General features: G+C 62.7%; 20 protein-coding genes. 11 read left to right on the forward strand and 9 right to left on the reverse strand.

Features of this window, described 5'->3' with window-relative positions; translation table 11 throughout:
- Positions 1 to 40 precede the first annotated feature (40 nt).
- From kbl to P9875_RS14970, 3 genes are read left to right on the forward strand one after another with little or no spacing between them, the layout of a single operon-like run.
- Positions 41 to 1,273, forward strand: coding sequence for a glycine C-acetyltransferase (kbl, locus tag P9875_RS14960; protein WP_278315755.1), 1,233 nt, complete (start codon positions 41 to 43; stop codon positions 1,271 to 1,273).
- A gap of 20 nt (positions 1,274 to 1,293) precedes the next feature.
- Entirely contained in the window at positions 1,294 to 2,259 is a 966-nt protein-coding gene (locus P9875_RS14965; protein ID WP_278315756.1) for an NAD-dependent epimerase/dehydratase family protein, read from the forward strand.
- 46 nt (positions 2,260 to 2,305) lie between these two features.
- Entirely contained in the window at positions 2,306 to 3,718 is a 1,413-nt protein-coding gene (locus tag P9875_RS14970; RefSeq protein WP_278315757.1) for an L-serine ammonia-lyase, read from the forward strand.
- 57 nt (positions 3,719 to 3,775) lie between these two features.
- Here the strand turns inward: P9875_RS14970 and P9875_RS14975 are convergent, their stop codons facing one another.
- Together P9875_RS14975 and P9875_RS14980 are read right to left on the reverse strand one after the other, a co-directional pair.
- On the reverse strand, positions 3,776 to 4,516 hold the full coding sequence (locus P9875_RS14975; protein ID WP_035818518.1) for an AAA family ATPase: 741 nt from the start codon (positions 4,514 to 4,516) through the stop codon (positions 3,776 to 3,778).
- Between the two features lie 94 nt (positions 4,517 to 4,610).
- The gene (locus P9875_RS14980) at positions 4,611 to 6,080 is read right to left on the reverse strand and encodes a hypothetical protein (protein WP_278315758.1); all 1,470 of its coding nucleotides are present in this window, start codon (positions 6,078 to 6,080) and stop codon (positions 4,611 to 4,613) included.
- A 237-nt stretch (positions 6,081 to 6,317) separates the two neighbouring features.
- On the opposite strand from P9875_RS14980, the gene thrC reads away from it, so the two are divergent.
- The 3 genes from thrC to moaD are packed head-to-tail and all read left to right on the forward strand — an operon-like array spanning position 6,318 to position 9,302.
- Entirely contained in the window at positions 6,318 to 7,799 is a 1,482-nt protein-coding gene (thrC, locus tag P9875_RS14985; protein ID WP_219308925.1) for a threonine synthase, read from the forward strand.
- Positions 7,799 to 9,025: a gephyrin-like molybdotransferase Glp gene (gene glp, locus P9875_RS14990; RefSeq protein WP_278315759.1), complete on the forward strand. Its 1,227-nt coding sequence runs from the start codon at positions 7,799 to 7,801 to the stop codon at positions 9,023 to 9,025. The genes thrC and glp overlap by 1 nt, the downstream gene beginning before the upstream one ends.
- Before the next feature lie 10 nt (positions 9,026 to 9,035).
- Complete coding sequence (gene moaD / locus P9875_RS14995; protein ID WP_035818523.1) at positions 9,036 to 9,302, forward strand: molybdopterin converting factor subunit 1; 267 nt, start codon at positions 9,036 to 9,038, stop codon at positions 9,300 to 9,302.
- A gap of 46 nt (positions 9,303 to 9,348) precedes the next feature.
- Here the strand turns inward: moaD and P9875_RS15000 are convergent, their stop codons facing one another.
- Positions 9,349 to 9,582, reverse strand: a complete 234-nt coding sequence (locus P9875_RS15000; RefSeq protein WP_035818526.1) for a hypothetical protein — start codon at positions 9,580 to 9,582, stop codon at positions 9,349 to 9,351.
- A gap of 155 nt (positions 9,583 to 9,737) precedes the next feature.
- Between P9875_RS15000 and P9875_RS15005 the strand changes: the two genes are divergently transcribed.
- The 3 genes from P9875_RS15005 (at position 9,738) to P9875_RS15015 (ending at position 11,999) form a co-directional block, all read left to right on the forward strand.
- Positions 9,738 to 10,982, forward strand: a complete 1,245-nt coding sequence (locus tag P9875_RS15005; RefSeq protein WP_035818528.1) for a TIGR03862 family flavoprotein — start codon at positions 9,738 to 9,740, stop codon at positions 10,980 to 10,982.
- A 148-nt stretch (positions 10,983 to 11,130) separates the two neighbouring features.
- The gene (locus tag P9875_RS15010; RefSeq protein WP_099403525.1) at positions 11,131 to 11,469 is read left to right on the forward strand and encodes a PadR family transcriptional regulator; all 339 of its coding nucleotides are present in this window, start codon (positions 11,131 to 11,133) and stop codon (positions 11,467 to 11,469) included.
- Complete coding sequence (locus P9875_RS15015; RefSeq protein WP_035818530.1) at positions 11,466 to 11,999, forward strand: DUF2812 domain-containing protein; 534 nt, start codon at positions 11,466 to 11,468, stop codon at positions 11,997 to 11,999. Before P9875_RS15010 ends, P9875_RS15015 begins: the two co-directional genes overlap by 4 nt.
- A 22-nt stretch (positions 12,000 to 12,021) precedes the next feature.
- Here the strand turns inward: P9875_RS15015 and P9875_RS15020 are convergent, their stop codons facing one another.
- From P9875_RS15020 to hpnC, 6 genes are all read right to left on the reverse strand, one after another.
- The gene (locus P9875_RS15020) at positions 12,022 to 12,828 is read right to left on the reverse strand and encodes a head GIN domain-containing protein (protein WP_035818532.1); all 807 of its coding nucleotides are present in this window, start codon (positions 12,826 to 12,828) and stop codon (positions 12,022 to 12,024) included.
- Between the two features lie 10 nt (positions 12,829 to 12,838).
- A complete protein-coding gene (locus tag P9875_RS15025) occupies positions 12,839 to 13,636 on the reverse strand; it encodes a DUF1700 domain-containing protein (protein ID WP_278315760.1) in 798 nt (265 codons plus the stop codon).
- Positions 13,637 to 13,655: 19 nt separating this feature from the next.
- Positions 13,656 to 13,811, reverse strand: a complete 156-nt coding sequence (locus P9875_RS15030) for a hypothetical protein (protein WP_158301114.1) — start codon at positions 13,809 to 13,811, stop codon at positions 13,656 to 13,658.
- A 124-nt stretch (positions 13,812 to 13,935) separates the two neighbouring features.
- Positions 13,936 to 15,321, reverse strand: a complete 1,386-nt coding sequence (gene hpnE / locus P9875_RS15035) for a hydroxysqualene dehydroxylase HpnE (RefSeq protein ID WP_278315761.1) — start codon at positions 15,319 to 15,321, stop codon at positions 13,936 to 13,938.
- On the reverse strand, positions 15,314 to 16,147 hold the full coding sequence (hpnD, locus tag P9875_RS15040) for a presqualene diphosphate synthase HpnD (protein WP_278318836.1): 834 nt from the start codon (positions 16,145 to 16,147) through the stop codon (positions 15,314 to 15,316). The genes hpnE and hpnD overlap by 8 nt, the downstream gene beginning before the upstream one ends.
- A 46-nt stretch (positions 16,148 to 16,193) precedes the next feature.
- Positions 16,194 to 17,075 (reverse strand): squalene synthase HpnC, encoded by an 882-nt coding sequence (gene hpnC, locus P9875_RS15045; protein WP_278315762.1) that lies wholly within the window; start codon positions 17,073 to 17,075, stop codon positions 16,194 to 16,196.
- A gap of 289 nt (positions 17,076 to 17,364) precedes the next feature.
- Here hpnC and P9875_RS15050 point away from each other — a divergent pair, with 289 nt between their 5' ends.
- Together P9875_RS15050 and P9875_RS15055 are read left to right on the forward strand one after the other, a co-directional pair.
- Positions 17,365 to 18,516: an efflux RND transporter periplasmic adaptor subunit gene (locus P9875_RS15050; RefSeq protein ID WP_278315763.1), complete on the forward strand. Its 1,152-nt coding sequence runs from the start codon at positions 17,365 to 17,367 to the stop codon at positions 18,514 to 18,516.
- Entirely contained in the window at positions 18,513 to 21,611 is a 3,099-nt protein-coding gene (locus P9875_RS15055; protein WP_099403530.1) for an efflux RND transporter permease subunit, read from the forward strand. The genes P9875_RS15050 and P9875_RS15055 overlap by 4 nt, the downstream gene beginning before the upstream one ends.
- Positions 21,612 to 21,650 lie beyond the last annotated feature (39 nt).

Raw genomic sequence — 21,650 nt, forward strand, 5'->3', positions numbered from 1 at the left:
CACACGGATACCACAAACGCAGGGACACACAAGGATCATCATGAGCGAGCAAGCGAAGAACACCTTTTTCAGCGGTCTGCAACAGAATCTCGATCAACTGCGCCAGCAGGGCTTGTACAAGCCCGAGCGCGTGATCGCCTCGCGCCAGGGCGCCGAAGTGGTGTGCGACGATGGCCGTACCCTGATCAATATGTGTGCGAACAACTACCTGGGCCTGTCCGGCGACCTGCAGACGCAGGAAGCATCCATTGCCGCGACGCAAAAGTATGGCTATGGCCTGTCGTCCGTGCGTTTCATCTGCGGCACGCAAACCGTGCATAAAGAACTGGAACAGGCGATCTCCAGCTTCCTCGGTACGGAAGACACGATTTTGTACGCGGCCGCCTTTGACGCCAACGGCGGCGTATTCGAGCCCCTGTTCGATGAAAACGACGCCATCATCTCCGACGCGCTGAACCACGCTTCCATCATCGACGGCATCCGCCTGTGCAAGGCTGGCCGCTACCGCTACGCCCACAACGACATGGCCGACCTGGAAGTGCAGCTGAAAGCGGCCATTGCGGCCGGCAAGCGCCACAAAGTCATCGTCACGGACGGCGTGTTCTCGATGGACGGCACGATTGCGCAACTCGACAAGATCTGCGACCTGGCCGACCAGTACGGCGCGCTGGTGATGATCGACGAATGCCACGCATCCGGCTTCATGGGCGCGACGGGCCGCGGCACGCACGAGCACCACAATGTGATGGGCCGCATCGACATCATCACGGGCACACTGGGCAAGGCCCTGGGCGGCGCCATGGGCGGTTTTACCTCCGCGCGCAAGGAAGTCATCGACACCCTGCGCCAGAAATCGCGCCCGTATCTGTTCTCGAACACCCTGGCGCCATCGATCGCCGGCGCCTCGCTGTCGGTACTGGAACGGCTGGCCAAGTCGACGGAACTGCGCGACCGCCTGCATGAGAACACGGCCTTCTTCCGCAGCGAGATCGAACGCATTGGCTTCACCATCAAGCCGGGCACCCATCCGGTGGTTCCCGTGATGCTGTTCGACGCTCCCGTGGCGCAGAAATTCGCCGCCCGCCTGTATGAACTGGGCGTGCTGGTGACGGGCTTCTTCTACCCGGTCGTGCCGATGGGCCAGGCCCGTGTCCGCGTGCAGCTGTCCGCCGCCCACACCCGCGAACAGCTGGTGCAAGTGCTGGCCGCCTTCGAGCAGGCTGGCAAGGAACTCGGTTTGCTGACTACCACTACCACTACCACTACTAATTAATACGAATTCAGGAAAATAGCATGGAACGCATCTTAGTCATTGGCGCAAACGGCCAAATCGGTAGTGAGTTGGTGGGCGCCCTGGCGCAGCAGCACGGCGCGGACAACGTCATCGCCAGCGACATCGGCACGAACAACCTGTACCAGGCCAAGCGCTACGCGCAATTGAATGTGCTGGACAAGGACGGCCTGGCGAAGATCATCGCCGACGAGAACATCACCCAGGTGTACCAGCTGGCGGCCATGCTGTCGGCCACGGGCGAAGCGGCGCCGCTGAAGGCGTGGAGCCTGAACATGGATGGCTTGCTCAATATCCTGGAACTGGCGCGCGAACGGGGCGAAGCGGGCAAACCGCTGCGCATCTTCTGGCCATCGTCGATCGCCGCCTTCGGCCCGAACACGCCGCAAGTAAACACCCCGCAAATGACGGTGATGGACCCGACGTCGATGTACGGCATCAGCAAGCTGGCCGGCGAGCGCCTGTGCGAGTATTACTTCAACAAGTATGGCGTGGACGTGCGCAGCATCCGCTACCCGGGCATCATCAGCTACAAATCGCCTCCGGGCGGCGGCACCACCGATTACGCCATCGCCATCTTCCACGCGGCCTTGCGCGGCGAGCGCTATGACTGCTTCCTCGACGCGAACACCACCTTGCCGATGATTTACATGCCCGACGCCATCCGCGCCACCATCGAACTGATGGACGCGCCGGTCGAGTCGATCAAGATCCGCTCGTCGTACAACGTGGCCGGCGTGTCGTTCAACCCCGAGCAGCTGGCCAAGGCCATCGTGCGCATGGTGCCGGACTTCAAGATCAGCTACAAGCCGGACAGCCGCCAGGCCATCGCCGACAGCTGGCCGCAAAGCCTGGACGACGGCAAGGCCAGCGCCGACTGGGACTGGAAGGCGCAGATCGGCGTCGAGCAGATGGTCACCGACATGCTGGCCAATGTCGACGTCGGCCATGCCGCCAAGGCAGCCTGAGTTTCGCAGCAGTACTAAAAAAACATACTAAATAAAGAGACACTACATGGACATGAGCGTATTTGACCTTTTTAAAATCGGCATCGGGCCGTCGAGTTCCCATACTGTGGGGCCGATGGTGGCGGCGCGGCGTTTTCTGGTCGAATACGGTCCGCTGGACCAGGTGGTGGGCGTCGAGGCGGCCTTGTATGGCTCGCTGGCGCTGACGGGCGTGGGCCATGCCACGGACAAGGCCGTGATTCTTGGCCTGATGGGCGAAACGCCGCAGGACGTGGCGCCCGATGAAGTTGACAGCAAGCTGGCCGCCATCGAGGCGGCCGGCGAGATCGCCTTGCTGGGCAGGCACGTGGTGCCGTTTACGGCTGCCACGGGTCTGGTCTGGCACAAGAGCGTATCCTTGCCCGAACATCCGAACGGCATGCGCTTTACCCTGAAACTGGCGGACGGCAGCCGTGCCGACAAGGTGTATTACTCGATCGGCGGCGGTTTTATCCGTGAGGCCGAGGAAGTTCAAACTGCGGCGCAGGCCGAAGCGGCCGTGGAGTCGGCCGCCAGCGCTAGAGTCGTCTTCCCCTTCGACACCATGGAGCAGTTGCTGGCGCACGGCGTGGAAAGCGGTTTGTCGATCCCTGAAATGCTGCGCGCGAACGAGTGCGTCAAGCGCAGCGAAACGGAACTCGATGAAGGCCTGGATCGCATCTGGCACGTCATGCGCGACTGCATCGCGCACGGCCTGGAAACGACGGGCAACCTGCCGGGCGGCTTGAACGTCAAACGCCGCGCCGCGAAATTGTGGCGATTGGCGCAGGAGGCGAAGGCGTCCGACAACCGCGCCAACGACTTGCCGCACGACGCCGTGCACCTGGTCAGCCTGTATGCGATGGCCGTCAACGAGGAAAACGCGGCTGGCGGCAGGGTCGTCACGGCGCCGACCAACGGCGCCGCCGGCATTATCCCGGCCGTGCTGCGCTACTACGCGCAGGATTGCCGCCCCAGCGATCCGGTCGGCGGCGTGCGCCGCTTCATGCTGACGGCGGCTGCCATCGGCATGCTGTGCAAGCGCAATGCATCGATCTCGGGCGCCGAAGTGGGTTGCCAGGGCGAAGTGGGCGTGGCCTGCGCCATGGCGGCGGCCGGCCTGGTGGCGGCCCTGGGCGGCACGAACGAGCAGATCGAGAACGCGGCCGAAATCGGCATCGAACACCACCTGGGCATGACCTGCGACCCGATCGGCGGCCTGGTGCAGATCCCTTGCATCGAGCGCAATGGCATGGGCGCCGTGAAAGCGATTACGGCTGCCTCGCTGGCGCTGAAGGGCGACGGCACGCACTTCGTCAGCCTCGACGAAGTCATCGAAACCATGCGCCAGACGGGTGCGGACATGCAGGACAAGTACAAGGAAACGTCGCTGGGTGGGCTGGCCGTTCACGTCATTACCGTCAATCACGCGGCTTGCTGATGGCGGTATTGTCGGCTTAGCGCAAAGCGCGTAAGCCGACAAGCACCATGCAATAGCTCACTCCTCCTCAAACAACTGCTCCAGCCTTCGTGGATAGTTATTCAAAAAATCGCGCGTCACGGCGAAGTGTTCCGTGTCTTCATACGCCACTTCGTGGATGCCGCCGCCTGTAAACATCAAAATCTTTGCGTTAGGGTAGGCCAGTAAAATCGGCGAATGGGTGGCGATGATCAGCTGCGAGTCGTCCTGCACCAGCTGATGGATGACGGACAATGCCGCCATCTGGCGGCTCGGCGACAGGGCCGCCTCCGGCTCGTCCAGCAGGTACAGGCCCTTGCCACGCAGCTTGTTGATCAGGGTCGCCATGAACGCTTCGCCGTGCGATTGCGCGTGCAGCGACTTGCCGCCATAGCTGGCCAGGTATTCGGGCATGTCGTCCATATAGGTGGCGACGTTGAAAAAGCTTTCGGCGCGCAGGAAATAGCTGTCCTCGGGCTTCTTGTAGCTCTTGCTCAGACGCAGATGCGCGTGCAAGCCCGATTCCTCGTCCGAGGGCAGGGCGATGCGCACGTTGCGCGTGCCGCCATCCTTGCCGAAACCCAGCGCCACGGCCAGCGCTTCGAGCATGGTCGACTTGCCGCTGCCATTCTCGCCCACGAAAAACGTCACGTCGCGGTGGAAGTCCATGTGCACGAAGTCGCGGATGGCGGGAATGGTGAACGGATAGTGCTCCAGGTCGACGACGGCGTCGGGGCGCAGCGCGGCGCTTTGCAAATACGGTTTTTTACTCAGCGACATGGCCGGTTCCATGAATGACCCGCAGGCGGGCCGACAAGCACCAGTGTGGCGCAAATCCGGCGCACGCGCCAGCACGGGCGCCGGATTTTTTGACTTAAGGCTCGCGCATGCAATCGCCGAAGTACTCGTGGAAGAAGGCGGTAGGGCGATTTTTCTTGTCGAGCAGGCCGAAATGACCGCCGACCTGGCGTCCGACAGTCATCAGGGTGTTGGCTGCACTTTTCGTTCCGGCATAGCCTTTTTGTAGCAGCCAGGCGGTGCGCACCGGAACCGACATATCCGCCGTACGTCCGGCCAGCAAAGCGTCGACCAGGCACACTTGATCGCGGGTATCGGTTTCCAGATAAGCGTCGGGACTTCCTTGTGCGGCATACAGGCCTTCCTTGCCGCCAGCCAGGATCAGATCGAGTTCCAGCGGATTGCGGCCAAACAGATCGAATTCATTTTTCCCGAATGGGAAGCAATAGCTCTTGGCTGTCTGCTCCGTACTGCCTTGCGTGGCCATATGCCACCAAACAAAGCTGGAAGCACTGACTTTCTCGCCATTCTTCAATTCGTGGCTATGGGCGACCAGGTGCGGCAAAGTCATCGTGAAGGAACAACCGCTCGGCACCCAAGCCCTGTCCCTGGATTTTGATCCTTTCGCGTTGGTCTTTTGATTGATGGTTGCCGCCTCTCCAAAACACCGCAAGTCATACCCCAGCATGAACAAACACGCCTCGAAGGCATGGCAGCGGGCGGACATGTCGGCGCTGTCCGCCTTGAACCAGTCGCACTGTTCCAGCACGGCGCGCAGGATCCAGCCCAGCTTGACTTGCCATTGCGCCCAGTCCTGGCACGATACGGCCTTGCGGAAGAATTGCGGTGCGCCGGCAAAGCCACCGTCGATTCCCTTGGGATTGCGGATTTGCTTACCGCGCGCGGCGCCCGAGGGGAATGCCAGCCAGTGCTTCTTTGCCAGATTGCTGCCTGCCTGGCTGCGGTACTGCGCATACAGCATGGCCATGGCCGCGCCGACGCGGCTGTCGTAGATGGGCGAGCCGCTGTCGTCAAACAGGGCGTGGATCTTGGTCAGGCCCGCGTCGAAGCGCTCCACGGTATCCGTATCGAGGGCGTCCAGCGAGGCGTCCGAGTCGAGCGCCATCAAGGGCGCCAGGCGCGTGAAGTAGGCGACCAGGCGGCCTTGCGCATGCAGACGCTTGAGGAAGACGATGGCGCCGCGCACGCCGCCCCATTCGAGGATGGCCAGGCAGGCGGCCAGCGTCTGGTCTTCATCCTGCCGCGCGATGGCGTCCTTCAGCCAGCCGCGCAGCTGGCCCAGCGAGGCGCGTGTCTCATGCCAGTTGCCAGAGACGACCGCCTTGCCTTGCGCATCGGTCCAGCGCGTGCTCCACACATAGTGGCCCAGCACCGCTTCGAGGCCCGTCGCCTGCACGTCCAGGCCGCCCGGCACGAAGCGGCTGCGCGCCATCTTCAGGTGAAAGGACCTGGCTGGCAGTTCGGCCGCCAGCCAGTCGATAAAACCGCGTACATCGTCCTGCTTGAGAAAATCGTCTCGTTTCATGTGGCTTGGCTGCGGCATGGTCGTCGTGGGCTGGCTGGGGTGCCCGCGTAGTCAGGAAAGCGGCCATGATACAGTTGCCATGCGACAAGGTGTGTCGTTTGACAACAGACGCTGCCCGCGCGACGAGGGTGGAGCCCGGGCAAACGCGACGGATTCGCCTTGGGCGGCGGCTGGCACTATAATATCCGCTGCCATTCATGATCAACCGCACTCAGCTCAACTGGACTCTTCAAATTTATGCATTACGTGTCTACCCGCGCTGATAAAGCGCCATCGAATCTGCAGCAATTCTCCGACATCCTCCTGGGCGGCCTGGCCCCCGATGGCGGACTGTATCTCCCTGAACACTACCCGCAAGTCACTGGTGCCGAGCTCAACGCCTGGCGCACATTGTCGTATGCCGACCTGGCATTCGAAATCCTGAAGAAGTTCGCCACCGATATCCCGGCCGCGGACCTGAAGGCACTGACGGCGAAAACCTATACCAAGGCAGTCTACAAGAACGCCCGTGCCGGCGAAAACGCGGCCGATATCACGCCGCTGCGCGTGCTCGAAGAAAACGTCGTCAAGGGCGGATCGACCACCCTGATGCTGCAGGCGTTGTCGAATGGCCCGACCCTGGCCTTCAAGGACATGGCCATGCAGCTGCTGGGCAATCTGTTTGAATACACCCTGGCCAAGACGGGCGCCGAACTCAATATCTTTGGCGCCACCTCGGGCGACACGGGCAGCGCGGCCGAATACGCGATGCGCGGCAAGAAGGGCATCCGCGTCTTCATGCTGTCGCCGCACAAGAAAATGAGCGCCTTCCAGACGGCGCAGATGTTCAGCCTGCAAGACCCGAACATTGTCAACATCGCCGTCGAAGGCGTGTTCGACGACTGCCAGGATATGGTGAAAGCCGTGTCGAACGACTTGCCGTTCAAGGCGAAACAGAAGATCGGCACCGTCAATTCCATCAACTGGGCGCGTGTCGTGGCGCAAGTCGTGTACTACTTCCGCGGCTACCTGGCCGCCACCACCAGCAACGAGCAAAAAGTGTCGTTCACGGTGCCGTCGGGCAACTTCGGCAATATCTGCGCCGGCCATATCGCCCGCATGATGGGCCTGCCCATCTCGAAACTGGTGGCGGCGACGAATGAAAACGACGTGCTCGACGAATTCTTCCGCACGGGCGTCTACCGCGTGCGCAAGTCGGCCGAAACGTATCACACGAGCAGCCCGTCGATGGATATCTCGAAAGCGTCGAACTTCGAGCGCTTCGTCTACGACCTGGTAGGCCGCGACAGCGACCGCGTGCGCGCCCTGTTCACGAAAGTGGAAACGCATGGCGGCTTCGACTTGTCCGGTAAACCTGGCAGCGATGGCGACGAATTCAAGCTGGTGGCCAAATACGGCTTCAAGTCGGGCAAGTCCACGCACCAGGACCGCCTCGACACCATCCGCGACGTGGCCGACGACTATGGCATCACCATCGACACGCACACGGCCGACGGCATCAAGGTGGCGCGCGAGCACCTGGAGCCGAACGTGCCGATGATCGTGCTGGAAACGGCGCTGGCGGCCAAGTTCAACGAAACCATCCTCGAAGCGCTGGGCGTGGACGCGGAACGGCCAGCCGGCTTCGAGAACATCGAAGACTTGCCGCAAAAGTTCGTCGTGATGGATGCGGACGTGGAAAAGATGAAGGCGTATATCGCCGCCAATACGGGCTTGTGATGACAGACGCCAGCACTGTACGCAAACCGATGCTGTCGGTGGCCGAGGCGCAAGCCTTCATGCTGGGTGCGGCGCGCCCAGTGGCCGAGGTGGAACTGGTCGACACCATGCGCGCCAACGGCCGCGTGCTGGCCACGGCGCAAACGTCGACCCTGAACGTGCCCGAGCGCGACAACACGCAGATGGATGGCTATGCCGTGCGCGCACAGGATTGCGCCAGTGGCGCGGCCAGCTTGCCCGTGTCGCAGCGCATCGCGGCAGGCCACGTGGGCCAGCCCTTGCAACCTGGGACGGCGGCGCGCATCTTCACGGGTGCGCTGATCCCGGACGGCGCCGATTGCGTCGTCATGCAGGAGCAGTGCACGGTGCTTGACGGCGTGGTGACGGTCAATCACGTGCCGCACGCGGGCGAATGGGTGCGCCGCCAGGGCGAGGATATCCGCGCCGGCGGCGAAATCCTCGGTGCGGGCCGGCGCCTGCGCAGCCAGGAAATGGGCCTGGCCGCCTCGGTGGGCCTGGCGCAAGTGCCCGTGCTGCGCAAGCTGCGCGTGGCCGTGTTTTTCACCGGCGACGAGCTGGCCATGCCGGGCGAACCCCTGGCGCCGGGCGCCGTCTACAACTCGAACCGTTTTACCTTGCGCGGCCTGCTGGAAAATCTCGGGTGCGAGATCACGGATCTGGGCATCGTGCCAGACAGCCTGGAAGCGACAAAAGCCGTGCTGCGCCAGGCGGCCCAGGGCAATGATCTGATCATCACTTCGGGCGGCGTGTCCGTCGGCGAGGAAGACCATATCAAGCCGGCCGTGGAAGCGGAAGGGCGGCTGAACATGTGGCAGATCGCCGTCAAGCCGGGTAAACCCCTGGCGTTTGGCGAGGTACAGGACGCGTTCTTTGTCGGCTTGCCCGGCAATCCCGTGTCCAGCTTTGTCACGTTTTTGCTGTTCGTGCGCCCCTTCATCCTGCGCCTGCAGGGCGTGGCGGGCAGCCTGGCGCCGCGCAGCTACAAGCTGCCGGCCGCGTTCGAGCGCCTGAAGGCGGACAAGCGCAACGAGTTCTTGCGCGCCAAGGTCAATGACGAGGGCGAGCTGGAACTGTTCGCCAACCAGAGTTCGGGCGTGCTGACGTCCACCGTGTGGGGCGATGGCTTGATCGATTGTCCGCCGGGGCTGTCGATTGCGCGCGGCGATATGCTGCGTTTTATCCCGTTTAACGAATTGCTGTACTGAGGAAGTATCGATGAAGATCAATCTGCGATTTTTTGCCAGCGTGCGCGAGCTGGTGGGCACTGGCCAGGAAGTGCTGGAAGTGGACGCGGGCGCCGCGTCACGGCTGACGGTGGGCGAGGTGAGAACCTTGCTGATCGCCCGCGGCGGCAACTGGGAATATGCGCTGGCGCAGGGCCGCGCCCTGCGCATGGCCCACAATCAGGTGATGTGCGATGCCGATACCGTGATCGGCGAAGGCGACGAGGTGGCGTTCTTCCCGCCCGTGACGGGCGGTTGATCGCGCTTGCCAGTGAGACGGCCACTTCATCGAAGTGGCCGTTTTTTCATGACGACTTGGCTTTTGGTTTATCACCGCTGCACGTGGCGCAGGCGACGGCTTTCTTGTAGCGCCAGTATTTCGAGCCGATGAAGATGGCCGACGCCACCAGCGACCAGGCCAGCGCGCTGAGGATGTCGGCCTGGCTGGTGGTGCCCTTGCTGTACTCGACCACCGTCAGGATGATGAATAAGATCGAACTGGCCAGCAAATAGCGGGAAATCCAGAATCCTGCGCCCATGTGTTTCTCCTCTTGTCGTCTCGTTGTCTCGTGAAGTCCAGCCGCTGATCGCTGCGGCATCTGCGCGCAGTATGCATCATTTTTCGGCATTCTTGCCATCCCCGCGCCTTATCTCGACTAAAATGCCGGGGTTTTCACCGTCTTTCCAGCTTGCCATGACCCATTCCAGCCTTCCTCCCTTTCACATCGCCGTCATCGGCGGCGGCCCCGCCGGCCTGATGGCCGCCCAGGAAGCGTCCAGCCAGGGCGCCAGGGTGGAACTGTTCGACGCCATGCCGTCCGTCGGCCGCAAATTCCTGCTGGCGGGGCGCGGCGGCATGAATATCACCCATGCGGAAGACTACTGTTCCTTCATCTCGCGCTACGGCAGGCCGGCACGCTGGATCAAGCCGGCGCTGGACCAGTTCGGCCCGCAAAAAGTGCGCGACTGGGTACACGGCCTGGGCGTGGATACCTTCGTCGGTTCCTCGAACCGTGTCTTCCCGACGGATATGAAAGCGGCGCCGCTGCTGCGCGCCTGGCTGCACCGCCTGCGCGAAGCGGGCGTGCAATTTCACATGCGCCACCGCTGGACGGGCTGGCGCGACGGCCAGCTGGTATTCGCCACGCCGGACGGCGAACGCCTGCGCGCCTTCGACGCCGTGATCCTGGCGCTCGGTGGCGGCAGCTGGGCGCGACTCGGTTCCGATGGCGCCTGGGTGCCGCTGCTGCAAGAGCAGGGCGTGGCCGTGACGCCTTTGGTGCCGGCCAATTGCGGCTTCGACGTGGACTGGAGCGAGCATTTCAGCAGCCGTCATGCGGGCGAACCGCTGACCACGGTGGCCATCTCGGCGCGCAACATCCATGACTGCATGATCAAGCGCCAGGGCCAGTTCGTCATCACGGCGGGCGGCGTGGAAGGCAGCCTGATTTATGCCTTATCGGCCGCGCTGCGCGAGCAGATCGCCGCCGAGGGCAGCACTACCATCTGGCTCGACCTGGCGCCCGACCACACGCATGAACGCGTGTTCGAAGAAGTGACGCGCCCGCGCGGTTCCCGTTCCATGTCCAGCCACCTGAATAGCCGTTTGGGCATCAAGGGTGTGAAATCGGGCTTGCTGCGCGAATGCCTGAGTGCGGCCGACTTTGCCGATGAAGCCAAACTGGCGGACGCCATCAAGCTGCTGCCCGTCACGCTCGTGCGTCCGCGCCCCATCGATGAAGCCATCAGCAGCGCCGGCGGCGTGGAATTCGACGGCATCGACGGCAGCATGCTGCGCGCCATGCCGGGCGTGTTCCTGGCGGGGGAAATGCTGGACTGGGAGGCGCCGACGGGCGGCTACCTGCTGACGGCCTGCCTGGCGCAAGGCAAGGCGGCTGGCGAGCAGGCGGTCAGCTGGCTTGAGGCGCGGTCCGCCTGATCCCATCACCGTGCGCCCGCGCGCTGCCGTGGGCGCATGCGCTGTCCTCTCTCCCGATAATTTTGTTGACAATAAACAATGCCCTGCGCTAGTATCGTGTTTCGCTATATCGACTGCCGGTATAGCGAAACACGATATGGAGGGCAGCATGGACGCTATCAACTTTTCGCACTACCTGCCGCTTTCCGAGGCCACGTTTTATGTGCTCGCTTGCCTGCATGAACCCCTGCATGGCTATGCCATCATGCAAAAGGTGGACATACTCAGCGAAGGCAGTGTCAGCATTGGTCCCGGCACCTTGTATGGCGCTTTTGCTACCTTGGAAAAGCAGGGCTTGATCGTCAAGCTCAGGGAAGAGGAGCGGCGCAAGATATATGGCATGACAGAACTGGGGCGTGCAGTGCTGAGCGAGCAGGTGCGGCGCCTGGACATCATGGCAGCCACAGGGAAAAGAACATTGTCACTTCTACAGGGGAATGCGGCATGAGCAAGCAACTGGTCAAGAAATTCAAATGGTGGTGGGTGTGGCAAGACGGGATGCATGAGCGCTGGCTGCAAGAGCAGGCGCGCCAGGGATTGCACTTGCATGCCAGCGATCCGCTCGGCATTCGCATGACGTTCGAGCGCGGCGCACCGGCGGACATGGCATATCGCTGGGACTTTCCGGGCGTAAAGGCGGATCCTGTCTATACGCAATTATTTGTCGATGGAGGCTGGGAACGCGTGGTGGATGTGGGGGGATGGCGTTGCTGGCGCAAACCTGTGGTGGATGGAAAAATTCCCGAAATTTTCACGGATGTACCATCGAAGGTGCGGAAATACCAGCGTAGCCTGGTCCTCTTGCTGGTAAGCGGATTGCCATTCTTTCTGGTGGTCGTTGCGCCAGCATCACGCCATGTCTTGTTGGCGGAGCCCCGGGCGAGCGCGGTCACTGGCGCTGGCCTGCTGATGCTCGCCTACGCCATTGTCAAACTCGTGCAGCGTATGCGACAGTTGCGCCAGGGCAGGGCGCAGTAGCAGGCCATTGTGTGGTGGCCGGTTAATGCCAGGTAATCTCGCCTGAGCCACTCTTTTGCGTCTCGCGCTGGCGCGGGTTGCCGTGGACGTGGATGTCGCCGCTGCCGCGCAGGGTCAGGTTGCTGGCGTCGCGCACGAAGACGGTGCTCGTGCCGGAGCCTTGCAGGCTGACGCTGGCCTTGTCGGCCGCCAGGTGCTCGGCATCGATGTCGCCTGAACCACTGAGGTCGGCGCGCAGGAATTTCGTGTTGCCGCTGGCGGCGATGCGCCCGGAGCCCACCATTTCCAGCACCACGCTGTCGCTGTTGCCCGCATTGATGTCGAGGTCGCCACTGCCGTTGACGGTGGCGGCAACCTGCTTGTAGCGTCCGGTAAAACTGACGTCGCCCGAACCCGTCAGTTCCAGAATAAAACTGTCGCCCGAAAACCCCGTGATCTTGCTGTCGCCATTGCCGTGCACTTCCACGCGCACGAGGGCCGGCAGCACCAGTTCCACCTGCAAAGGCTGGCGATGGTGGAACAGCATGCCTTTCGGGCCGATATGCAGGGTGGTGCCATCGGCCGTCGTGTCGACGTTCGACAGCAAGCGCTGCTCGCCGCTCACCTTCAGCGAGGGCGTGGCGCCGCGGCGCAGCACCAGGTCGATGGGGCCGGCCAGGTCGATGCTGGTGATATTGGCGGCCACCGGGCGCGTTTCGCTGCGCACGGCACGGCCGGCGGCGCTGCTGGGATTGCTGATTCCCTTGGCGCGCAGCGCCGCGTATGACATGGCGATCAGGACCATGGCCAGCAAGAGCATGGACAGGCCAACTTTGAGCAAGCGTTTCATGGCAGCCTTTCTAGTGACCTTTGAGCAGGGAAACATTCATGGCAACGTAGCGCTTGATGCCGATCAAGGTATAGCGCGTTACGACCAGACTGAGCAGGAAGATGGCGATGCCGCCGAGCAGCATACCCACGCCAAAGACGGTTTGCGTGGTGCGCGCATCGCGGTCCATGTCGGTGGAGATGCGGATGCCGCCGCCAGCCAGCGCCTCGGCCCGCTCCATCATGCGCGAGGAAGCGCCGGGCGTCCTGGGTTCGGACTCGGCCGGGTCATGCTGCAAGGGGCCGGGCAGGTGATCGACTTCGATGCCCGTGTCGCCGATGGTGATGCGCGTTTCGCGCCGTTCGCCGTTTTCGCCGCCGTCATCGTCATGGATGAAGACATGGCGCAGCGGACCGTCGAGCACCAGTTCGTTGGCGCCGGACAAACCGCTGGCCGTGATGGCGATGCCGGCCAGGTAAAAGCTCAGGCCGACGGCGTACAGGGTGGCCAGCAGGGCCGCGTAGACGGCGGCAGGCACGACCATGAACAGGTTGAAGATGGCCAGGCCCACGAGCGAGACGAGCAGGCGCAGCAGGTTGACGGGGGTTTTCTTTTGCTCGAAAGCCTGGCGGTGCGTGCTGCTGCGCAAGGTGAGGGCGATTTTTTTCGGGTCGCCCAGGTCCTCGGCGATTTCGTGCTCGCTGCGGCCGGCCGCAGCGCCTTCGATGAAGGTCTGCTCGTAATAGTCGAGGGTCTTGGCCACCAGGTCCGGTGGCAAGCCTGCCAGCGCGCGCCGCAGTGCGTCGAGATAATCTTGTTTGTTCATCATATTCTTCCTGTCCGCCGCTTCAGCCCATGGCCGGCAGCAGCATGCTTGCCTGGCTCAGCATCAATGGTGCTTGTGGCGCCTGCTGTACTTGAATGACGATCAAGGTGGCCAGTATCACACCAGCCAGCAGCGCCAGGGCTTTCAAGCTATTTTTCAAGTGCAAGGTGGTGTGCATGGTATTCCCCGTGGCATGGCCGTTGTCGATGGTCAGACTGTACCCAAGCGTACGCGAGCGCACCAGCGCGGTGCGACAGAATGCAATTTCGCGGGGGCGAGCGACATCAGGGGAGGATGCACCGTCAGGTCTGTTTTGCCGTCTTGCCCGTGGTGACGACCCTGGCCGCCGCCACGCCGCTGCGCACGGCCGCCTCGATGGTGGCCGGATAATCCTGCGTCCGGTCCTCATTGGCCGTGTAGTCGCCGGCCAGCAGCAAGCCCGGCATGCCGCTGGCGTTGCCGGGGCGTAATAAATCCGGCGTGCAGGCAAAGGTGGCGCGCTTTTCCGTGATCAGCTGGGTCCACACGGGCTGGGCCAGCTCAGGACGTTGCAACACCTGCGCCAGCTGCGCCGCGATGGCTTGCGCCAATGGTCCGTGGCCTTGCTCTGCGGCATAGCCGGAGGCGCTGATGACGACGGCCAGCAAGCCGGCCTGGCTGGCGTCGAGCTGGCCCCGGTCGAAGACGAACTGGCCCCAGTGCTGCAGCTGCGGCGTATCGACGAGAGCGTAAAACGGCAAGTCCAGGTGCACCGAGGCATCGTATTGCAGGTAGCAGGTGCTGATCGCTTCCGGCGTGAAGGCTTGCATGCGGTCAATTGCGTCATCGAGGCGTGCGTCCTGCAAACCTTGCAGCAGGCTGGCTGCTTGCACGGACGAGGTGGCCACGATGACGCCGTCATACTGCGCGCCATCCTCGCCGCCGTCATCGAGTCGCCAGCGGCCATCGGCCAGGGCGTGCAGGGCGGCAACCTTGGCGCCCGTGCGCACTGCGCCGCCATGCTGTTCTACATAGCGGGCGGCCGCGTCGGGCAACACGCTGCTCAGGTCCGCTTTCGGGATCAGCATGTCGGAGGCGCGGCGGCGGCTTGCGCCCAGGCTGTCGCGCAGCACGTTGAGGAAGACGCGGGCCGAGGCGCGCTCGGGCGGCGTATTCAGCGCGGCCAGGCACAGCGGGTGCCACATCAGCCGGTTCAGGCGGTCCGTCTGGTCGAAGCGCTGCAGCAATTCGCTGACCGTGCAATCGTTGTACAGCTGCCAGCCCATCGTCCGCATGGCGGTGGAAAAGCGCATCAGGGCCAGCTTGTCGGCGCGCACTAATCCCTTGGCGCGCAGCAGGGCCCAGGCCAGGTGCAGCGGCGCGGGCAGGCGCGGCGCGATGAAGTCCATGCCGCCGGAGTTCGCCGGATAGCGCATCTGCAGGGGCAGCGTGAGGATCAGCTCGGCAGGGTCTTGCCCCGTCAGCTTGATCAAGCGCAAGGTTTCCGTGTACGCGCCCAGCAGGATATGCTGGCCGTTGTCGAGCACCGTATTTTCTCTTTCGACGCGGCGCGCGCGTCCGCCCAAGGTGCGCGCCGCCTCGAATACGCTCACCGCGTGACCGGCGCGCGCCAGTTCCATGGCCGCCGCGCAGCCAGCCCAGCCGGCGCCGATGACGGCGTAGCGTTGCTTCACGCTACGCTTAGCCACGAACCCAGGTCTTCCAGGCCAGCCACAGTTTGCGGATCGGCGTGAGCGAGATGCGCTGTTTCAGCACGTGGTAGCCGTCGCGCTCGACTTCATTGAGCACGGTGCGGTAGATGGCGGCCATGATCAGGCCCGGGCGCTGGGCGCGGCGGTCCTCGGCTGGCAAGAGCGCGAATGCTTCGTCGTAGGCCTTTTGCGCGCGCGCCACCTGGAAACGCATGAGGTTTTCAAAGTTTTCGCTGTGGCGCGCGTTCAGCAGGTCGGCTGCCGTCACATTGAATTGCTGCAATTCGCTGATCGGCAAATAGATGCGCCCCTTGCGCGCATCCTCGCCCACGTCGCGGATGATGTTGGTCAGCTGGAAGGCATGGCCCAGTTTTTCCGCGTACAGCAGGGTTTCCGGGCGGGTCGCACCGAAGATGCTGGCCGACAAGATGCCCACCACGCTGGCCACATGCCAGCAATAGCGGCTCATGGCCTGGTAGTCGAGGTAGCGGGTCTGGTTCAAGTCCATTTCCATGCCGTCGATGATGGCCTGCAAATGCTTTTCTTCCAGTTGATACACGGCCAGGTGCGGCTCCAGCGCGCGCATCACGGGATGTGTGGGGTTGCCCTCGTACATGGCCTTGACTTCCTTGCGCCACCAGACCAGCTTGGTGCGTGCCACGGCTTCGTCCGTGCATTCGTCAACCGTGTCATCGACTTCGCGGCAGAACGCGTACAGGGCCGTGATGGCCTTGCGGCGCTCGGCCGGCAGGAACAGGAAGCTGTAGTAGAAGCTGGAGCCGCTCTGGGCGGCCTTTTGTTGGCAGTATTCGTCGGGAGACATAGTCAAAAGAGCAAGGGTTGCAGATCGAAGCCGCTATTCTATCGTCTTACAGAGTGGGCGACGGGGGAAAAGCCGTTTTTACTTGCGTCTCTTGACGCAGGCTTTTGCGCGACATGCGCAGCGCGCGCCAGAAAATGATCAGCCAGTCGCGTTTCTCCAGCTTGGGGCGGCGCCGGAACACGTCGTAATTGACGGCTTCGATGCATTCGAGGATGCGCAAACCCCCTTGCACCACCAGACGCAGCTCCCAGCCGATGCGCCCGCGCAGGCGCAGGGCCAGCGGCGCGCCGGACAGCATCAGGGCGCGCGTGCGGGCCACTTCGAAGCGCATCAGGGCGCTCCACTTGCCGTGCGCCTCGGGCCGCTCGAAGGCGGCGGCGGAGACGGCAAAGCGGGTCAGGTCTTCCATCGGCAGGTAGATGCGCTCTTTTTGCTGGTCGATGGCGACGTCTTGCAGGAAATTAATTAGTTGCAAAGCTGAACATATCGCATCGGAATCGCGTACATTCTGTTCATCGGCCGCGCCATACAGGTGCAGCATCAGCAGCCCCACGGGGTTGGCGGAACGGGCGCAGTAATCGAGCACGTCGTCGTAGCTGGCGTAGCGCGTCGTTTCCACATCCTGCTTGAAGGCCGACAACAGATCGTAAAACGGCTGCAGCGGCAGTTGGTGTTTGGCGATGACGGCGGCCAGGCGTTCGAACATGGCGGCGTTCTCGCCGGCATGGCCTTCCTGGCGGGCGATGCGGCCCAGCGCCGCTTCATAGGCGTGCAGGGCGGCCAGGCGCTCGGCCGGCCTGGCGTCGCCCTCATCGGCCAGGTCGTCGGCGCTGCGGGCGAAGGCATAGATGGCTTCGACGGCTGGCACCAGGCGGCGCGGCAGTAAAAATGATGCAACAGGAAAATTTTCGTAATGGTCTACAGGCATGAACACACTTCTCTAGTCTTGCGTTTGTCCGGCCCCCACAAACGCTGGATTGTGGCCGGGCGTTGTACGTCTCAAGATTAATGACGCATAAGTCACTAAAAACTTTTACGCACGATTATAATTAATAACCAGAAAGTCATTAGGCGAAGAGCAGTCCCCGCCATGACCAAGCTGATATTGTCACAAATTTAAGGATATCGCGTGCGAAAAAGTTTGGCTTGGCCCAAAGGACAAGCAAAAAGTTTCTCCGCATAAAAATATTGCAGCCCGCATAGTAAAGGAAAATACCTTGTTTGCCCTGAAAACCCTGCGCCGCGAGACCGGCGCTTCCGCACTTCCTGCCCTGCGGCTGATCGCCGCCGCCGCTCTGGCGCTGACTCTGGCGGCCTGTTCCAAGCCTGCCGTCAAAGTGGAAGACGTGCGCCCCGTGCGCGCCATCGTGTTGTCTAGCAGCAATGTTGACGTCAGTGCAGAGCTGTCGGGCGAGGTCGTACCCCGCATCGTGTCGCAGCTGGGGTTCCGCGTGGGCGGCAAGATCGTCGCGCGCAAGGTCGACGTGGGCGCCAGCGTGAAGAAGGGGCAAGTGCTGATGCAGCTCGATCCCGTCGATTTGCAACTGTCGCAGGCGCAAGCCAAGGCTTCGCTGGTGAGTTCGGAAACGAGCCGCGACCTGGCGCGCGCGGAACTCAAGCGCTACCAGGATTTGCGCGAGAAGAACTTCGTCAGCCAGGCCGTGCTCGACGGCAAGGACGCCACCTACAAGGCGGCGCAGGCGAACGTGGAAGCGGCCCAGGCCCTGTACCGTGGCCAGGCGAACCAGTCCGGCTATGCCAGCCTGCTGGCGGACGTCGATGGCGTCGTCACGCGCATCGAGGCTGAAGTGGGGCAGGTGGTGGCGCCCGGCGCGCCCGTCGTGCAAGTGGCGAAGAGCGGCGAAAAGGAAGTCGTGATCGGCATTCCTGAAGACAAGGTGGAAACCTTGCGCGGCGTCAAGGATGTGGTCGTGCGCCTGTGGGCCGATCCGAAGCAGGGCTTGCCGGGCAAAATACGCGAAGTGTCGCCCGTCGCCGATGCCGCCACGCGCACCTACACAGCCAAGGTCAGCATTCCGGACGCGCCGCAAGTGCGCCTGGGCATGACGGCTGTGGTGCAGTTCGCCTCGCAAACGGCCACGCCGCAGATCAAGGTGCCGCTGACGGCCCTGTTCAACGAGAAATCGCAAAGCTCCGTGTGGGTGGTGGAAAACGGCGCCGTGAAGCTCGTGCCCGTGACGGTGGGCGGCGTGGCGGGCAATGAGTTGCTGCTGACCTCGGGCGTGAAAGCGGGCCAGACGGTGGTCACGGCCGGCGTCAACCTGCTCAAGCCGGGCCAGAAAGTCACCATCCTTGGCGCCGAGCTGGCCAGCAAGCCTGCCGTCGTTGCTGCCGAGGCCATCAAATGAAGGGCGGCTTCAATCTGTCGCGCTGGGCGCTTGAACACATCCCGCTGACGCGCTACCTGATGGCCGTGCTGCTGATCGGCGGCATGCTCAGCTACGCCAGCCTGGGCCAGGATGAGGATCCCCCGTTCACCTTCCGCGCCATGGTGCTGCAAGCGTACTGGCCCGGCGCCACGGCCTTGCAGATGGCCGAGCAGGTGACGGACAAGCTGGAAAAGAAACTGCAGGAAACGCCGTACATCGACGAGATCACCAGCTATTCGAAGCCGGGCGAAACCTTGATTTTGCTGGAGCTGCGCGAATCGGCGCCGCCCAAGGAAACGGCGGCCGCCTGGTACCAGGTGCGCAAGAAGATCGGCGACATCCAGGGCACCTTGCCGGCCGGCGTCGTGGGCCCGTTCTTTAATGACGAGTTCGGCGACACGTACGGCTCCATCTTTGCCCTGTCCGGCGACGGTTTTACCTACGCGGAAATGAAGGATTACGCGGACAAGGTACGCCAGGAGCTGCTGGCCGTGGGGCTGGTATCGAAGGTGGAACTGTTCGGCGTGCAAGATGAAAAGATCAATATCATCTTTTCGCACAAGAAATTTGCCCAGCTGGGCATTCCTTTCGACGCCATCGTGCAGCAATTGTCCGCGCAAAACAGCATCAACGCCACGGGCGTGCTGGTGACGCCGACGGACAATCTGCAAGTGCGCGTGACGGGCGCCATGGTGACCGTCAAGGACCTGGAAAACCTGGAACTGCGCGCCAACGGCACCACCTTCCGCCTCGGTGATTTTGCCACCGTAAAACGTGAACTGGTCGATCCGCCCAAGGACAAGATGCGTTTCAACGGCAAGGAAGTGATCGGCCTGGGCGTGTCGATGGAAAAGGGCGGCAACATCATCGACATGGGCAAGGCCTTGCAGGCAACGGTCACGCGCATGAAGAGCGAATTGCCAGTCGGCATAGAATTGCAGCGCGTGTCGAACCAGCCGGAAGCCGTGTCCGCCTCCGTGGGCGAGTTCGTGCATACCCTGATCGAAGCCATCCTGATCGTGCTGGCCGTCAGCTTCGTGGCGCTGGGCTTGCACACCAAGCCGCTGCGCATCGACGTGCGGCCGGGCCTGGTGGTGGCGCTGACCATTCCCCTGGTGCTGGCCGTCACCTTCCTGTTCATGCGCCTGCTCGACATCGACTTGCACAAGATTTCCCTGGGCGCCCTGATCATCGCGCTGGGCTTGCTGGTCGATGACGCCATCATTGCCGTCGAGATGATGGTGCGCAAGATGGAAGAGGGCATGTCGCGTTTCGACGCGGCCACGTTTGCCTACACGTCGACGGCCATGCCCATGCTGACGGGCACCCTGATCACGGTGGCGGGCTTCTTGCCCATCGGCCTGGCCAAGTCGGCCGCTGGCGAATACACATTCTCCTTGTTCTCCGTCAATGCACTGGCCCTGATCATTTCGTGGGTGGTGGCCGTCGTCTTCACGCCCTATATCGGCTACGTCTTGCTGAAAGTGAAACCGCACGCGCATAACGACCATGAATTGTTCGACACGCCGAACTTCCGCCGCTTCCGCCGCGCCGTCACCTGGTGCGTGGAATGGCGCAAGACCACCATTGCCGCCACCTTGGCCATCTTTGCGCTGGGCATCTATGGTTTCAATTTTATCGAAAAGCAATTCTTCCCCGATTCCAGCCGTCCCGAACTGATGGTGGAACTGTGGTCGCCCGAAGGCACAACGTTCGCCGCGAATGAAAAGCAGGTCAAGAAGTTCGAAGCGTTTGTGGGCAAGCTCGACGGCGTGGAAAGCGTGACCAGCTATGTCGGCACGGGCAGTCCCCGTTTCTACTTGCCGCTGGACCAGATCTTCCCGCAGACCAACGTGTCGCAAGTGGTGGTCTTGCCGAAGAGCCTGGCTGACCGCGAACGCTTGCGCCAGCAAATCGTCGATGTCTTCAAGAAGGATTTCCCGGAAGTACGGGGCCGCGTCAAGCTGTTGCCGAATGGGCCGCCGGTGCCGTATCCCGTGCAGTTCCGCGTCTTGGGGCCGGAAGTGGCCGGTGTGCGGGCCATCGCCGACCAGGTCAAGGACATCATGCGCGCCAATCCGAACACCCTGGGCGTCAATGACAACTGGAATGAATCGGTGAAAGTGCTGCGCCTGGACCTGGACCAGGACAAGATGCGCGCGCTGGGCGTCACCTCGAAAACGGTGATGCAGGCGGCCAATACGATCCTGTCGGGCACGGTCATCGGCCAGTTCCGCGAGGACAACAAGCTGATCGACATTCAGGTGCGCCAGCCTCTGGAAGAGCGGGCCACGATTTCCGTGTTGAATGACACAAATATCCCGACGGCGACGGGCAAGTCCGTGCCGATCTCGCAGCTGGCCCGCGCGCATTTCGTGTGGGAACCGGGTGTCGTCTGGCGCGACAAGCGCGCATGGGCCATCACCGTGCAGTCGGACGTGATCGACGGCATCCAGGGCGCCACCGTGTCGACGCAACTGGCGCCGCAGCTGGACGCCTTGCGGGCCAAGTTGCCGTCCGGCTACCGCATCGTGGTGAAAGGCGTGGCGGCCGACAGCGGCGAGGCGGAAGCGTCGATCTCGGCGAACCTGCCGTTGGCCATCTTCATCATCTTCACCCTGCTGATGTTGCAGCTGCACAGTTTCTCGCGTTCCCTGCTGGTTTTCCTGACGGGACCGCTGGGCGTGGCGGGCGCCGCGTTTGCCTTGCTGGCGCTGGGCCGGCCACTTGGTTTCGTGGCCAACCTGGGCATCATCGCGCTGTTCGGCATGATCATCCGCAACTCGGTGATCCTCGTCGACCAGATCGAGCAAGACATCAAGGACGGCTCGGCCCCGTGGGATGCCATCATCGACTCGGCCGTGCGCCGCTGCCGCCCCATCGTGCTGACGGCCGCCGCCGCGGCGCTGGCCATGATCCCCTTGTCGCGCTCCGTGTTCTGGGGGCCGATGGCGGTGGCCATCATGGGCGGCCTGATCCTGGCGACGGCCTTGACTTTACTGTTCCTGCCGGCCCTGTATGCGGCCTGGTTCCGGGTCAGGAAGCCGGAGCCGGTGAGCGCAAAAGAAGGCTAGCAGCCAGCGCTACGGCGCAGGCATAAAAAAGGCGGCATT

It is taken from the genome of Janthinobacterium rivuli (assembly GCF_029690045.1).
Classification (GTDB): Bacteria; Pseudomonadota; Gammaproteobacteria; order Burkholderiales; family Burkholderiaceae_D; genus Janthinobacterium; species Janthinobacterium rivuli.

What these genes read in the sequence shown, in the direction of transcription:
- kbl (WP_278315755.1), top strand. Translation starts at nt 41, where the DNA reads ATGAGCGAGCAAGCGAAGAACACCTTTTTCAGCGGTCTGCAACAGAAT.
- P9875_RS14965 (WP_278315756.1), top strand. Translation starts at nt 1,294, where the DNA reads ATGGAACGCATCTTAGTCATTGGCGCAAACGGCCAAATCGGTAGTGAG.
- P9875_RS14970 (WP_278315757.1), top strand. Translation starts at nt 2,306, where the DNA reads ATGGACATGAGCGTATTTGACCTTTTTAAAATCGGCATCGGGCCGTCG.
- P9875_RS14975 (WP_035818518.1), bottom strand. Translation starts at nt 4,516, where the DNA reads ATGTCGCTGAGTAAAAAACCGTATTTGCAAAGCGCCGCGCTGCGCCCC.
- P9875_RS14980 (WP_278315758.1), bottom strand. Translation starts at nt 6,080, where the DNA reads ATGAAACGAGACGATTTTCTCAAGCAGGACGATGTACGCGGTTTTATC.
- thrC (WP_219308925.1), top strand. Translation starts at nt 6,318, where the DNA reads ATGCATTACGTGTCTACCCGCGCTGATAAAGCGCCATCGAATCTGCAG.
- glp (WP_278315759.1), top strand. Translation starts at nt 7,799, where the DNA reads ATGACAGACGCCAGCACTGTACGCAAACCGATGCTGTCGGTGGCCGAG.
- moaD (WP_035818523.1), top strand. Translation starts at nt 9,036, where the DNA reads ATGAAGATCAATCTGCGATTTTTTGCCAGCGTGCGCGAGCTGGTGGGC.
- P9875_RS15000 (WP_035818526.1), bottom strand. Translation starts at nt 9,582, where the DNA reads ATGGGCGCAGGATTCTGGATTTCCCGCTATTTGCTGGCCAGTTCGATC.
- P9875_RS15005 (WP_035818528.1), top strand. Translation starts at nt 9,738, where the DNA reads ATGACCCATTCCAGCCTTCCTCCCTTTCACATCGCCGTCATCGGCGGC.
- P9875_RS15010 (WP_099403525.1), top strand. Translation starts at nt 11,131, where the DNA reads ATGGACGCTATCAACTTTTCGCACTACCTGCCGCTTTCCGAGGCCACG.
- P9875_RS15015 (WP_035818530.1), top strand. Translation starts at nt 11,466, where the DNA reads ATGAGCAAGCAACTGGTCAAGAAATTCAAATGGTGGTGGGTGTGGCAA.
- P9875_RS15020 (WP_035818532.1), bottom strand. Translation starts at nt 12,828, where the DNA reads ATGAAACGCTTGCTCAAAGTTGGCCTGTCCATGCTCTTGCTGGCCATG.
- P9875_RS15025 (WP_278315760.1), bottom strand. Translation starts at nt 13,636, where the DNA reads ATGATGAACAAACAAGATTATCTCGACGCACTGCGGCGCGCGCTGGCA.
- P9875_RS15030 (WP_158301114.1), bottom strand. Translation starts at nt 13,811, where the DNA reads ATGCACACCACCTTGCACTTGAAAAATAGCTTGAAAGCCCTGGCGCTG.
- hpnD (WP_278318836.1), bottom strand. Translation starts at nt 16,147, where the DNA reads ATGTCTCCCGACGAATACTGCCAACAAAAGGCCGCCCAGAGCGGCTCC.
- hpnC (WP_278315762.1), bottom strand. Translation starts at nt 17,075, where the DNA reads ATGCCTGTAGACCATTACGAAAATTTTCCTGTTGCATCATTTTTACTG.
- P9875_RS15055 (WP_099403530.1), top strand. Translation starts at nt 18,513, where the DNA reads ATGAAGGGCGGCTTCAATCTGTCGCGCTGGGCGCTTGAACACATCCCG.